Source organism: Paenisporosarcina sp. TG-14 (genome assembly GCF_000297555.1).
Lineage (GTDB): Bacteria > Bacillota > Bacilli > Bacillales_A > Planococcaceae > Paenisporosarcina > Paenisporosarcina antarctica.
On the sequence record NZ_AMGD01000028.1, the window covers coordinates 1 to 13,773 of the forward strand.

General features: G+C 35.1%; 11 protein-coding genes and 1 pseudogene. 5 read left to right on the forward strand and 7 right to left on the reverse strand.

Annotated features, from left to right (window positions below; translation table 11 throughout):
- The first annotated feature begins 824 nt into the window (after positions 1 to 824).
- Positions 825 to 2,645: an asparagine synthase (glutamine-hydrolyzing) gene (gene asnB / locus C406_RS0109785; protein WP_017380438.1), complete on the forward strand. Its 1,821-nt coding sequence runs from the start codon at positions 825 to 827 to the stop codon at positions 2,643 to 2,645.
- A gap of 375 nt (positions 2,646 to 3,020) precedes the next feature.
- Here the strand turns inward: asnB and C406_RS0109790 are convergent, their stop codons facing one another.
- Complete coding sequence (locus tag C406_RS0109790; RefSeq protein ID WP_017380439.1) at positions 3,021 to 3,515, reverse strand: hypothetical protein; 495 nt, start codon at positions 3,513 to 3,515, stop codon at positions 3,021 to 3,023.
- 146 nt (positions 3,516 to 3,661) lie between these two features.
- Here C406_RS0109790 and C406_RS20720 point away from each other — a divergent pair, with 146 nt between their 5' ends.
- The 3 genes from C406_RS20720 (at position 3,662) to C406_RS0109800 (ending at position 5,565) form a co-directional block, all read left to right on the forward strand.
- Entirely contained in the window at positions 3,662 to 3,823 is a 162-nt protein-coding gene (locus C406_RS20720; protein WP_192812595.1) for a hypothetical protein, read from the forward strand.
- Positions 3,824 to 4,206: 383 nt separating this feature from the next.
- Positions 4,207 to 4,914, forward strand: coding sequence for a DNA alkylation repair protein (locus tag C406_RS0109795; protein WP_017380441.1), 708 nt, complete (start codon positions 4,207 to 4,209; stop codon positions 4,912 to 4,914).
- A 126-nt stretch (positions 4,915 to 5,040) separates the two neighbouring features.
- Positions 5,041 to 5,565, forward strand: a complete 525-nt coding sequence (locus C406_RS0109800) for a type 1 glutamine amidotransferase domain-containing protein (RefSeq protein WP_017380442.1) — start codon at positions 5,041 to 5,043, stop codon at positions 5,563 to 5,565.
- 385 nt (positions 5,566 to 5,950) lie between these two features.
- On the opposite strand, the gene surE is transcribed toward C406_RS0109800, so the two are convergent.
- The 6 genes and pseudogenes from surE to C406_RS0109835 form a co-directional block, all read right to left on the reverse strand.
- Entirely contained in the window at positions 5,951 to 6,787 is an 837-nt protein-coding gene (surE, locus tag C406_RS19460; protein WP_017380444.1) for a 5'/3'-nucleotidase SurE, read from the reverse strand.
- 472 nt (positions 6,788 to 7,259) lie between these two features.
- Positions 7,260 to 7,451: pseudogene (locus C406_RS0109815) on the reverse strand (M81 family metallopeptidase); the annotation flags it as partial.
- 260 nt (positions 7,452 to 7,711) lie between these two features.
- A complete protein-coding gene (locus C406_RS0109820) occupies positions 7,712 to 8,608 on the reverse strand; it encodes a glycine betaine ABC transporter substrate-binding protein (protein ID WP_017380446.1) in 897 nt (298 codons plus the stop codon).
- A 73-nt stretch (positions 8,609 to 8,681) separates the two neighbouring features.
- Positions 8,682 to 9,317: an ABC transporter permease gene (locus C406_RS0109825; RefSeq protein WP_026045661.1), complete on the reverse strand. Its 636-nt coding sequence runs from the start codon at positions 9,315 to 9,317 to the stop codon at positions 8,682 to 8,684.
- A gap of 230 nt (positions 9,318 to 9,547) precedes the next feature.
- Positions 9,548 to 10,672, reverse strand: coding sequence for a betaine/proline/choline family ABC transporter ATP-binding protein (locus tag C406_RS0109830; RefSeq protein WP_017380448.1), 1,125 nt, complete (start codon positions 10,670 to 10,672; stop codon positions 9,548 to 9,550).
- Positions 10,673 to 11,329: 657 nt separating this feature from the next.
- Entirely contained in the window at positions 11,330 to 12,421 is a 1,092-nt protein-coding gene (locus C406_RS0109835) for a CotH kinase family protein (protein WP_017380449.1), read from the reverse strand.
- Between the two features lie 1,057 nt (positions 12,422 to 13,478).
- Here C406_RS0109835 and C406_RS0109840 point away from each other — a divergent pair.
- Entirely contained in the window at positions 13,479 to 13,661 is a 183-nt protein-coding gene (locus C406_RS0109840; RefSeq protein WP_016427518.1) for a hypothetical protein, read from the forward strand.
- Positions 13,662 to 13,773: the final 112 nt, after the last annotated feature.

Sequence of the window (13,773 nt, forward strand, 5' to 3'; positions counted from 1 at the left end):
ACAATACCGTTCGGATATTTCTTATAGACATTCTTCATTGAAATCATATGTTTTTAACCACCTATGTCTTTCTTTGAGTTCCTTATTTTTTCGGACGTGATTATCATAACAAGGAATTCGACAAAACATCATTACATTACTATTACAATAATCATATGGAGTCTCTCGGGACCTTATGTAAATGACTAAGTACGTAGTTCTATTCTCTCTGGGATTCTGTTAGAACCATTATCAATATCATGAACGTAATAAATAACTGATATTCGTATATTTTTTTCACTTCAACATTATAATACGTAATGATTACTATTTACAAGTTATTTTTTAGTTTACAATGCTCCGGTAGTCTCATACTATTGCTTTCAACTAACGTATCTTTATCAGGAACATAAAAGACATGCACAACTCGTGCATTTAAATTTCCCAGGTTTCCGCATTTTAGTTGAAGAATTTGTTATATATAATCCACAAAAGAACCGCTCTTTATTGGTCAAGTCCCCTATTTCCGGACACGATAACAATTAAGAAAATTTGTCTGCTAAAACTTTCCTCGGTGATAGATCAAGGCTTTTTGACTTCTTTCCTGATTGAAGTAAAAGATAAATCCTCGATAAACTTTAAGTGAGTTTCTACAGGAAATTGACTTGGGAATTCCGTCTTTAACTGGGGAAAAACCGCTATAAATAATCTAATAGATACTTCCTCCTAAAAAAACTGATTTTTCTCTTTATATACAATACTAATATTTTTGCATAGTTTCTGCATAATATAAGTTTACACTTTAAAGGTCTGAAAATTTATAGAATTGAACGGAGTTATGAATTATGTGTGGATTTACTGGGTTTATAGGTGAGACGAAAAACTCATCAGAAGTTTTAGAAAAAATGATGGATACAATTATACATCGTGGACCAGATTCATCAGGCATGTTTACAGAAAATAATGCAGCTCTTGGCTTTCGACGATTAAGTATTATTGATTTAGAGTCAGGCAGTCAACCACTATATAACGAAGATGAATCCTGTGTATTAATCTTTAACGGCGAAATTTACAATTTTATGCAACTACGTGAGGAACTTATTGCTAAGGGTCACGTTTTTGTGTCACATACGGATAGTGAAGTCCTCATCCATGGATATGAAGAATTTGGAGAAAAGTTGGTAGAGAAACTTCGTGGAATGTTTGCTTTTGTCATCTGGGACCGCAAAAATGAAAAAATGTTTGCTGCCCGTGATATGTTCGGTATTAAACCTTTTTATTATGCACAAATGAATGGAACTCTCTTGTTCGGTTCTGAAATAAAGAGCTTTCTTCCCCACCCTCATTTTGATAAGGAACTAAATGAAAAGGCATTAAAGCCATATTTAACCTTCCAGTATCCAGTATTAAACGAAACATTTTTTAAAGGTGTTTTTAAACTACCAGCAGCGCATTTTATGACATACGAAAATGGACAAATTAATATCCAACGCTACTGGTCTCCTAAGTTCGATCCAACAAAACAACCCCTTGAAGAAATTGTTGAGGAAATTGATCAAGTTGTAAGAGAATCTGTGGAGTTCCATCGAATTAGTGATGTGAAAGTTGGCTCATTTTTATCAAGTGGCGTGGATTCGAGCTATGTAGCTTCTGTGTTGAAACCGAATAAAACCTTTACAGTTGGTTTCAGTGATAAAAACTTTTCTGAGATTGACAATGCGAAGGCTTTATCCGATGAACTTGGTATTGAAAACGTAAGTGAAATCTTAAATCCAGACAATTGTTTTGATAAGTTAGAAGATATTCAATACATGATGGATGAGCCCCATTCAAATCCTTCTATTGTTCCATTATATTTTTTAGCAGAACTGGCAAAACGTGATGTGACAGTAGTGCTTTCTGGAGAAGGCGCCGATGAGTTATTTGGTGGCTATGCTGAGTATGACACGACAAATACTATGAAAAAATATAAGAAACTTCCAACGTTAATTCGTAAACCTTTGGGTGTGATTGCCAAAAGACTTCCTGAAGTTAGAGGGAAAAACTTTTTAATAAAAGGTGGCCTCTCTGCAGAAGAATGGTTTATTGGTCAAGCAAAAATATTCGAAGAAAAAGAAGCACATGGTATCTTAACAGACAGGTATAATGATGCTCCTACAGTAAAAGAAATCGTGAAGCCTTACTATGACCAAGTTAAACGAGAAGATGATGTAACTAAAATGCAGCATTTAGATTTACATCTTTGGTTAGTGGATGATATTTTATTGAAGGCAGATAAGATGAGTATGGCACATTCATTAGAGTTACGAGTTCCCTTTCTAGATCGTGAAGTAATGAAAACGGCTGCCAAAGTACCTGTGAACTATCGGGTAAATGATATTGATACGAAATATGCATTCCGTTTAGCTGCAGGACGAGCACTTCCTAAAGAATCAGCAAACCGAAAAAAAATAGGATTCCCAGTACCTATTCGTCACTGGATTCGCGAAGAAAAGTACTATGTGAAAATTAAATCTCATTTTGAAAGCCCACAAGCTGAACAATTCTTTGATCAGCAAGAAATCATGGCTTTGTTAAATAGTCATTATGAAGGCAAAAAAAATAACGCACGAAAAATTTGGACAATATTCATGTTCTTGATTTGGCACAAGAAATACTTCAATTAAAAGATTCTTTGATGTGACGGAAACAGGTTCTTCAAGAATACAACCTGTTTCTATGCTTCAATAAAAACTTAATATGTATAAAATAAAAGCAAAACTATTCCAATCACCAATAAATGGACTGGATAAAACGCTTTTTTCCTTCACATCTATAAATGGAATAAATTCTCATCTAATAAAAAGCCTGAAACAATTTCAGGCTTTTTTTTGATTCATCTATTGAATTAATATCTTTATCCCTTCTTTACTAATCTATACACCACCAGTCTTCACTGCCTCTATTGAAACCCTTCCTGTAATCTCACATAAAATAAGGTTGATTTGGAATAAAATTAAAACGTAAATATTCTATGATTATTAATTAATATCGTGTTATTACTATCCACACCAAACTATAATTTTAGAGGGTGTGGTTTGGGCTGGAATACTTCTTGTTGTAGGACCATACATAACAATTAGATTTCGATTTGCAGGATTTTTTGTAAAGGCTTGCCCATTTGTCCCTACTATTTGAGTGTACGGTGAAATATTTAATTTTAATTGACCATCACTACTCAACAACTGGCTATTAAAATAGGATACTTTCACATTTTGATATGGACTTTCTTTCACCATAACAAGTGCCCGATACTGTGGTGGAAAAATAAGAGGCACAGGTGCATTTCCATCGTAATAGCCAGTTACACTATCCCCTACTGCCACCATTACATGATCCACAAAATAAGTAGTCGGTGACACCACGAAATTCACTAAACTCCCATAGCCGTTATCAACAGACAGTAATGTATAACAACCTTCGCCTTCACCATTAACGCTTGTCATAAAGTCACTTATCATGGTGACGGTACCACGAAAAGATTGAAAATTCACCATACTCATACCCCACTTCTTAAACATATCCCTATATATATGCAGTGCATCCCTAAGACTCTGTGTTATTTGTCGTGAATTTTTCAGAATGTGAATACTTGAAAGCACCTCACTTGGTTTTTCATCTGAATAGACAACTCTTTCTTTGATTGCAGCACGTTCTTTGTCCTATTGGGGCAACTTTGGTGCTGATTGGTGCAACTTCACCTTCGACTGGGACAACTTTGGCGCTGATTGAGTCAACTTCTGCTTCGACTGGGGCAACTAACCAATTATCTCCTAATTTCCGGCACTCTAAAGAGGATTCATGACCACTAAAATACAACCTCTCCATGTTGGTGACCACTGAAAAAAATTCAAGGCGATATTTCTGATATAGTGGAGAAACATATAAAAAATGAATATGTGTTTTCTCCTTAATTGCAGCAGTTATTTATATATTATTTCGTTGCTTATTTACATATAAAGAAAGCCAATTCTATTATTAAATTAACACCAAAGCAGGATAGTACAGCAAGAAAAAAGAATATGTAGGAGTATAGGTTAAGTGAAAGGTAATCATCATGATTTAAAATTTTTCTAAAGTTATGGTAAAGATGAAATACACTGTAAGATTATTAATTCGTTAGCAACACGCAGCACTTCACATATTTCGTATAGGATAAAAACTCCAGAAAGAAGGAAGTATTAAACAATGAATTTAGAATTGGTTATGCAGGAACTTGAAGCTCTCGGCAAGGAGCGCACCAAGAAAATATACGAATCCAATGGAGCGAACGAACCACTTTTTGATGTGAATACAGGTGCTATGAAGCCCATCGCCAAAAAAATTAAAATAAATCAACCCTTAGCTGAGCAGCTTTACACCACAGGTAACTACGATGCAATGTACTTTGCCGGCATAATTGCAGACCCAAAAGCAATGACTGAAGCGGATTTTGAGCGTTGGATAGACGCGGCTTATTTTTATATGCTGTCCGATTTTGTGGTTGCAGTAACCTTGTCAGAAACAGATATTGCACAAGAAGTTGCAGATAAATGGATCGCAAGTGGCGAAGAACTGAGAATGTCAGCTGGGTGGAATTGTTACTGCTGGCTTTTAGGTAGTCGACCGGACGGTGAATTTTCCGAAAGCAAAATTACCAATATGCTTGAACTTGTGCGAAAAACGATTCACGATTCTCCTGAACGAACTAAATACGCTATGAATAATTTCATTTACACTGTGGGGGTATCTTATTTGCCATCCCATGATATAGCGCTCAATACCGCAAAGGCAGTTGGCCCAGTAGAAGTCAATCGGGACAAGAAAAAAAGCAATTTCATAGTCGCTTCTGAAAATATTCAAAAGCAAGTTGATAAAGGGAGAATTGGTTTCAAACGCAAACACGTAAGGTGTTAAACTATTTCTTTGCCTCTTATAGTTGTATCATTTAAGTTGATAAGTGCACGAACAAGAAATGTCGGATTACAGGTTCTAATATAAAGAAGCAAAACACACTATTTTTTTAACGAAAGGAGTCTTATCATGCGATTACAAGGGGAAAAAATTATTGCTCTAGTGCATCATGAATTTGAGGATTTAGAGCTTTGGTATCCAATTCTTAGGCTCCAAGAAGAAGGCGCAATTGTTCATCTTGTTGGAGAAGAAGCAAATATAAAATATATTGGAAAATACGGTGTACCTGCCACCTCCGATCTAGCATATAAAGATATTAATCCAGAAGAATATGATGCGATTCTAGTACCAGGAGGATGGGCACCAGATAAAATACGACGATTTCCTGAAGTAATTTCATTAATTCAACATATGGATGCAAATAAAAAACCGATTGGCCAAATTTGTCACGCAGGATGGGTATTAATTTCGGCTGGAATTTTGCAAGGAAAAAAAGTGACTAGTACACCCGGAATTAAAGATGATATGGAAAACGCAGGGGCGATATGGTATGACGAGCCCGTTGTGACAGACGGACATGTAGTATCAAGTCGCCGTCCACCAGATCTTCCGGATTATTTAAGAGAGTTTATCCATGTATTGGAACAAAAATGACTCTTCTGAATAGATATTGGACGGTTTTATACTAGAACTATGAATATCATTCTCTTAGTTTGTCGTAACGAATTACTTACTGAGAGTGTTAGAACAAAATAAAAGAGCGCTAAACCCTTTATTTCAAGGTTTTGCGCTCTTTTTGAATGAGATTACATCGTGGTGTTCATCTATAATGAATCATAAATTCTGAATATCTAATAAAATTTGTAAACTAAAATTTTAGTTCACTATACTTTAAAATAATAGGTACCAGACAATAGAGCCCCTGAAATTGCAAAACGCTATTTTGTCCTCCTGATAGATCAACTGGTAAACGTTCAGAAAACTCTACTAATCCCTCAAGGATCAGCATCTCTTCAACCTCTTATGATTTTTCAACGACTTATTTACAAACCGATGATGTTTTAATGGAAAATGGATTTCTTCCTTCACTTTCATATGTGGCCAAAGTACTAAAGCTTGAAAAACTTTCATTTTCACTTGTATAGTTTTGATCCGTCAGGCGAACTTCTAAAGGCGTCACCGTAATAAAGCCTTGTTGAAGCAATATAATATCACTTGTGGAAGTAGTTAACGGTAGTTGCATTTGATGGTCTTTCAATAAATAATAAACTGGACCACTAGGTTCAATCACTTCGTTAAGTTTATATTGATGAATACTATAATCTAACTCCGCAAACCTTATCCCTTTGTACTGTGTTTCATCGATGTGAGGAATGTTAATATTAAGTAAAAGATTAGAAGTATACTGTTTACTCAATATTGTTTCTAATACATTCGAGAAAAGTTTTTTTGATGGGCTAAAATCAGTAAGATCTTCATTAAAAATATCTAACGATACCGCAATGGCTGGTATTTTGAAAAATGACGCTTCCCGAGCTCCAGCTATCGTCCCCGAATAATAGATATCCCGTCCCGTATTCGATCCCATGTTCATACCAGAAACAACTAAATCAATTTCGTTCGGCAATAACACTTCGAGTGCCATCTTCACACAGTCCGCAGGTGTTCCATTTACCGTCCATGCCTTCACGTTTTCACCGAAAACACTTGTTTCATAAACATATAAAGGTTTCAAAAGTGTAATTGAATGACCCGCTGCGCTTTTATCTTGATTAGGACAAACAACATTTACTTCCCCATACTGTTGCAAAACCTCAACGATTGCAGCTAAACCAGGAGAAAAAACCCCGTCATCATTCGTCACAAGAAACCTCATACAATTACCCCTTTCATTCAATTAGTTTTTCTATCTTTAACTATAGTTACGACTTGTTAAGGACATAATAAATTCGTTTAAAGATATTGTGAAGTTCACAAGGATTACGCAAATAGTTACCTATTTAATTATCCTAAATGCAAAAAAGCTAAGAGAATCTTACCTTCTCTCGGCTGTTGTTGTACGAATTCACATAATCATAATGTTTAATAGTGAGCTGTTTAAGAGACGGGAAATACATCATTTTGGTGCTTAGTAAAGTTGTATGACTTAGTATTGACAATACAGTCTTTCAAACAACTGTCTAATTGATATAACTCTACCTTTATCTACCGTCTCAGGGTCAGAAACAAACGCGAATGTTGAAACTTTCATGTTTGTTACTTTCCCAGGGACTGCTTTTATTTATTTGGTGAGGGTGGGTATCGAAAATTCTGTGATGTGTAGTCCTTCTTTACCCCAAAAATGGTATTTAACTATTTACGTAATGAAAATCACCGAAAATAGACACATTGTGGATATCTTCATGAGCAGCAAAATATACCTTTTTATCCACAATTACATCCATTAATACAACTGCCGCACTCACTTCTTGATCGTACATATCCACATGTGGATATGTTTTAAAATCAAAGTGTAGAGGTGTGTAGTGAACCATTTTCTCTCCAAGATTAGCATCTCTTGATCATCCATATTATCCACTACCATGGCTCCAGGTTACGCGAATAAGATTCTATCTAAAGATAGCGCTTGCCGTATTTCAGACAACATCATGTCCCCAATTTCGTTATTGGCTTCTGACGTTAAAACAAGGAAAGGAATTTGATTGGTTGATAAACTCCAGTTTATAAAGAATGAATCAAAAAAATAGAGTAAGCGTATAAATGACTCATACGCTTACTCTATTTTTATCTACACTAATTTCTACTCTGAAATTAAACCTTCTTCAATTAAGAAATCTTTAGCTACTGTTGAGCTTCGTTCTCCATCGATATCCACCTTAGAATTTAACTCAGCCATTTTCTCCATAGTTAAGAGTGGAGCTAATTCATTTAATACATCAGCAATTTCCGGGTGTTTTTCCAATACTTCTGTTGGCATAATAGGTGCCGCAAAATAAGGTGGGAAAAAGCCTTTATCATCTTCTATAATTCTTAGATCAAAACGCGGGATACGACCATCAGTAGCGTATGCTGTAATGGCATCTAAATTTCCATCTTTAACTGCACTATACATAAGTCCTGGATCCATTCCTTTATTTTCCTTCCACTCTAAACCATAAACCTCATTAAAGTTAGTAATTCCGTCTTCACGTTCTAAGAAATCAAAGTCTGAACCTAAAATTAAATCTGAAGAATGTGCTTGCATATCAGAAACCTTCTCTATACCCAGTTCTTCAGCCTGTTCTTCACGCATGGCAATTGCATAAGTATTGTTAAATTGAAATGGATCTAACCAAGTTATATCATATTTCTCTGCGTACCCTTTTTTAACACGGTCATAAATTACATCTGGATCAGTCGTATCTAATTCTTCTTTTAAGACAATCATATACGCTGTTCCTGTATATTCTGCGTAGATATCAATATCTCCATCTTTCATTGCCTGTTGGAGAACATCTGTAGGACCAAGGTCGGCCTTTTCAACCACATCAAGGTCTGTTTTCTCTTCAAGAAGCTGTGACATCAGATTAACTAAAATGATTTGTTCTGTGAATTTTTTACCACCAATAACAATGGTATTTTCTGAATCCTCTTTACCTCCACCACATGCAGATAGTACAAGTGTTAAAGCTAAAAGTAATAATATTAGTTTCTTCATATTTCATCACCTTTCTGTTTGTTAAAAAAATTTTAAGTACTGTATTGTTAGATAGTTACATTATGTAAATTATCTATTTTCTCAATCCTTTTGGAGTAGCAACAATTTCTAATCTTTTTAATAAAAAGTCCACAATAATTGCTAAGATAGCTGCAGGAATTGCACCAACTAACATAAGTTGGGTATTTAACATACTCAGGCCTCTCATAATTAAATCGCCCAGCCCACCAGCACCAACAAAGGTCGCTAACGTGGCTACACCAATAGTAATAACTGCGGACGTTCGTATCCCGCCCATAATAACAGGCAATGCTAAAGGTAGTTCGATTTTTTGAAGAATCTGCCAACGAGTCATCCCCATCCCTCTACCTGCTTCAACTGCTGATTGATCTACTTCCAAAATTCCTATATAGGTGTTTCGTAAAATTGGAAGTAAAGCATATATACTCAGCGCTATTATCGCATTAGGTTTACCTATCCCTACTAAAGGAAGCATAAAACCTAATAATGCCAAACTAGGGATCGTTTGAGCTACTGATGCTATTCCAATAATCGGCTCAGAAAATCTTCTGAAACTTGTTAACAGAACGCCTAAAGGGACAGATATTAAAATGGCAATGGACATAGAAACTCCAACAAGAAACATATGCTCTTGAAAAGCTATAGCCAGTAAATCCCAGCGATCAATAAAAGTATTAAATAAAATTATAAAGAAATTTTCATTATTAATCTGAATCACTCCCTTCCCGTAATTTGCATTTTTACGGCACAACTCAAAACCTAGAAAGAACTAATAACAAGATAAATCTTATTGTTAATTTTTCCTAACTATGAATTATCTCTAAATATAAAATTAATTAAGATTACATGTATTGCTTTCCTAATGGCTATGTAATATCAAATAAATTTCGTGTGTTTTTCATTTAAAAGCGTGTCTTGTTATAAATTACTCCGTTGTTCCCATTCTGCAATTCCTCGAATCATACTCGAACGAGTAATAATACCGATTAGCTTGTTATCTTGCATCACAGGTAAAGTAGTGACCCCGTGGTTAGCAAAAAATTCTGCAACTTCTCCAACAGATTGATTAGATTGGACTTTAATGACATCTCTATCCATAATATCTGCCAGTATTTTATTCTCATCCTTAAATTGGTTTCTTACCTCTTCCAACGATACTAAGCCAAGAACTTCTTTTTCTTTTCCAACAATATATAGTTGATCTACTTTTCCTTTTTTCATAAAGGTAAAAGCCTCAGCTAATCCCCTTGTTGGACTTGTAGTTATAACTTTGTCTAACATCAGATCCTCCGCAACCGGATTACCAATACTAGCATTTAAACGTTTTTCACCAATAAAATCAGTAACAAAATCATCTTTAGGATGACGTAGTATTTTATCCGGGGTGTCTAATTGAATGATTTCTCCGTCCCTCATAATTGCAATCCGATTAGCAATCTTGAGAGCTTCGTCCATATCGTGTGTTACGAAAACAATTGTTTTATGAATTTCTTCTTGTAATTTTATTAACTCATCTTGAAGTTGTTCGCGACTAATAGGATCAAGTGCACTGAATGGTTCATCCATTAGTATAATCGGGGGTTCAGCCGCCAACGCTCGGATAACACCTATGCGTTGCTGTTGTCCACCAGATAATTCACCGGGGTATCTTGATTTGAAGACGCTAGGATCTAGCCCAACCAAATCCAAAAGCTCGTCCACTCTCTTTTCATACTTTTCTTTAGGCCATTTTTTTAGTTTAGGTACAAGGGATATATTATCCTGTATCGTCATATGAGGAAGCAAACCAATTTGCTGAATCACATAACCAATATCTCTTCTTAATTTAACCGGATTCTTTTTTAAAATATCTTCTCCATTAATAAGAATTTGTCCCTCAGTTGGATCAATTAATCGGTTGATCATACGCATAGTCGTTGTCTTACCACAGCCCGAAGGACCGATTAACGCAAGTAATTCTCCACTTTTCACATGAAGGTTAATATTTTTTAATGCGTACGTGTCATTTCCATACATTTTACTTACATTTTTAAAATGAATCACAAATTCACCACCTTACTTAATAGTTAAAATCAAAATTTAGTCAATCGATAACACAGTTCAACTCTTTTTTCGTGATAGTAAGCAAAGGAACGATTTAACCCATGTTCCCATTAAGACGTATCATCCAAAGTGTTTCTAGTATGGTCTAACCTTTAATTATTATCAGTTTTTCAAACTTCATAATCCCCTATTATTACAAGATTGAATTAAACAATGTCTTAAGTATAACATATTTGATACACTAAAGAATTTAAAAGTAGGTCATTTATCCTAAATTATAGTAGATAGTAGAGGAAAAAGCATTTGCATTTTAGAAACCAGATTTGCTAATTTCAACAGTTTAAAGGTCTTTACTTTCACCACTGTCCTAGGGAATGATTTATTGCTGACACCGTAATCACGCGTACTACTATAATTGAAAGACAAACTTACTAAGTCGAACTCATATCATCATCCCTTTCTCTTTCCCAGGTCCATCCTATGTTGCTGGACGTAATAAAAAAAGGTTGTCGATTTTGCATCGACAACACTTCTACTACACCACAATTACCCTACATAAGTAGCCTCCGAAGATTGACAAGGTTAATGATTTTTCGGAAAAACAGATGAAATAACCCCCTTACCAAATGAAGGGGGGCATGAAAGCGATTATACAAATTAATTTAATGTATCTAATTTCTTCCTTATATATTTCGACCGCGCTTCAATAAAAGCCAATATATATTCGGGTTCTTTATCAAATAAATGGATATCGTCTTTTTTATAAGGATCTTTTAGAATATAAGGCCTGATCAAACTATGCATATCTTGTATTTTCAGTTTCAAATACTCTACATTAAATTGGTTGTTTAAAATAACTTCCAACAAGTTTTTGTATTGATGCCGAAATGTTTTTATGTCGAGAATCCTTGCGGTTAGCGTATTAAATCCTTCGATTCGTAAATAGTCTACCTCCATTATTTCCCCGTTTACATCTCTTCCCCATGTTGCATCATAATCCCACGGAATCACTTCGAATAGCATCGTTTCGCTATTCTGGTATAGTGCGTAATTATGAACAAAACCATCGAAATTTTGGGTGAAAATTACGCCTGCCAACCAGCGGAGATACTTATCAACATTTAGGTATTTCACAATTTCATTTTCAAATTCATCTCTTGAAATAGTATTAATTTTAATAATCATTTCTTGTAAATGGATTTCATCTTGTTTTGTCCCATATTTTTGTTCATAACCAAACTTAAGTGATTTCTTTACTTCTTTATCTAGATCACTCAATAACGAAAAGTTAGCATCACCGTCAACCGCATAGAATATTGCTCCTTTTGGTAGTTGTCGATTCGCAAGGAAATACTCATCCACTGATTCTAATTCCAAATAAAGCCCCTCATTTTTCCCATTCAATTTCATATATACAAATCGAGAATTTGGCGATAAGCACCCTATCTCATTGAAAAAATCGAGCGATAGTTTATTTCTTAATAGAGAGGGATCTTTATATTCTGCGTTGATATGAATTTCTTTGGCATCTCTATACGTAGTTGGTTTATAAAACGAAATGTGATACGATTTCTTTCGAAAATCCCGGATATGAGAGCCACGATACGCAATATCGATATCATATTTCTTTTTGTTTATCGTGAGCTTCGCGGAAACCGGATCATCAATCCAAATATCTTTCCGAAGTTCACTTAAATCGATAGGATGAATAAAAAGATGATATTCAGGAATTTTCATACCATTATCCACGCAATTCTTTCCTTTCATTTTTATATTATTCGTATGAAACAATAATGAAAAATGACACGAAAAGAGACGAAATTATATTTTATTTTTGAAAAGTATGCGATTATCTCTACCATTTTTAGTACAATCTCATATCCTACTATATGGGAAAGAAATGTGCATCAGCACAAGTTTTATTTTTTTGATAAAGAAATATTAATCTGCCTTCTTTCTCTAATAAAAGATGAAAGGAGGTTTGAATATGTCACTTTTCACTTTTTACGGTATACAGAATGCAGTCGATCTGGCTTACAAAATGGGGTTAGGTAATTTCCTTGTCCAGGATCCTTTTAGTAATGAACGACGCACGAGCAGGAGACGCCGGACTTCACGGAAACTACGTCGCACTAGCAGAACTCGATGCCCTTTGCTAAACCGACGTCGCACGAGCAGAATTCGGTGTCCTTTGCTGAACCGACGGCGCACGAGCAGAATTCGGGTCACTTCACGGAAACTACGGCGCACCAGCAGAATTCGGGTCACTTCACGGAAACTACGGCGCACCAGCAGAAATCGGGTCACTTCACGGAAACTACGGCGCACCAGCAGAAATCGGTCCCCTTTACGAAAGCGATGCTGCTCTAGAAGGAACTTCGTTAATTGGAATGACTTCTTATTTTAAAAAAACTTTGGGACGCTTGCTCCGATAGTTCAAGAAGGAAAAGAAATCGTCATATTCCTATCCAGATAAAAAGCCTGAAGCAATTTCAGGCTTTTTTTTCCTAAGTCCGTTGGTCATAAACAAACGTGAATGTTTAAAATTTCATGTTTGTTTCTGTCCCTGGGACTGCTTTATGAATAAAGAGTAAATTAAAGTAGACCAGAAGTAACAGTGGATATTCTTAAGCTTGTGTATTGTTCATTTTTATCACTTTTGATGAAAGAAAGATTATCTTAATCTTATAAGGGTTTATAAATATAAGTTAGAAATTATTATAGCGATATTAATAAATACCTGCAAAAAGCCATGACGTATATTTCTACTTTCACTTCTCATACTAAAAAAAAGGGAGTGATATCTATGGCGAAACGGACTAAGAAAAATGACGCAGAACAAAAGAATAAACAAGGGTTTGACTCCAGCAAAACAGATTCAGAATTCTCCAAAGAATTTGGCAGTGCAAATGCTAATCGAGCAAAAAAAGAAAAGGCAAAAAAAGAAAAAGCATCCAAAAACCAAGGTGAATGGAAAGGAATGCATTGATTTTTTTATCAAGATTTGGCGTATGGCGTTTCCAACAGGATATAACTTTATAATCTACAGAAGTGGATTTTTTCCATTGTTACTCATCTAATTTTATTCTCCTGTTTAAGAT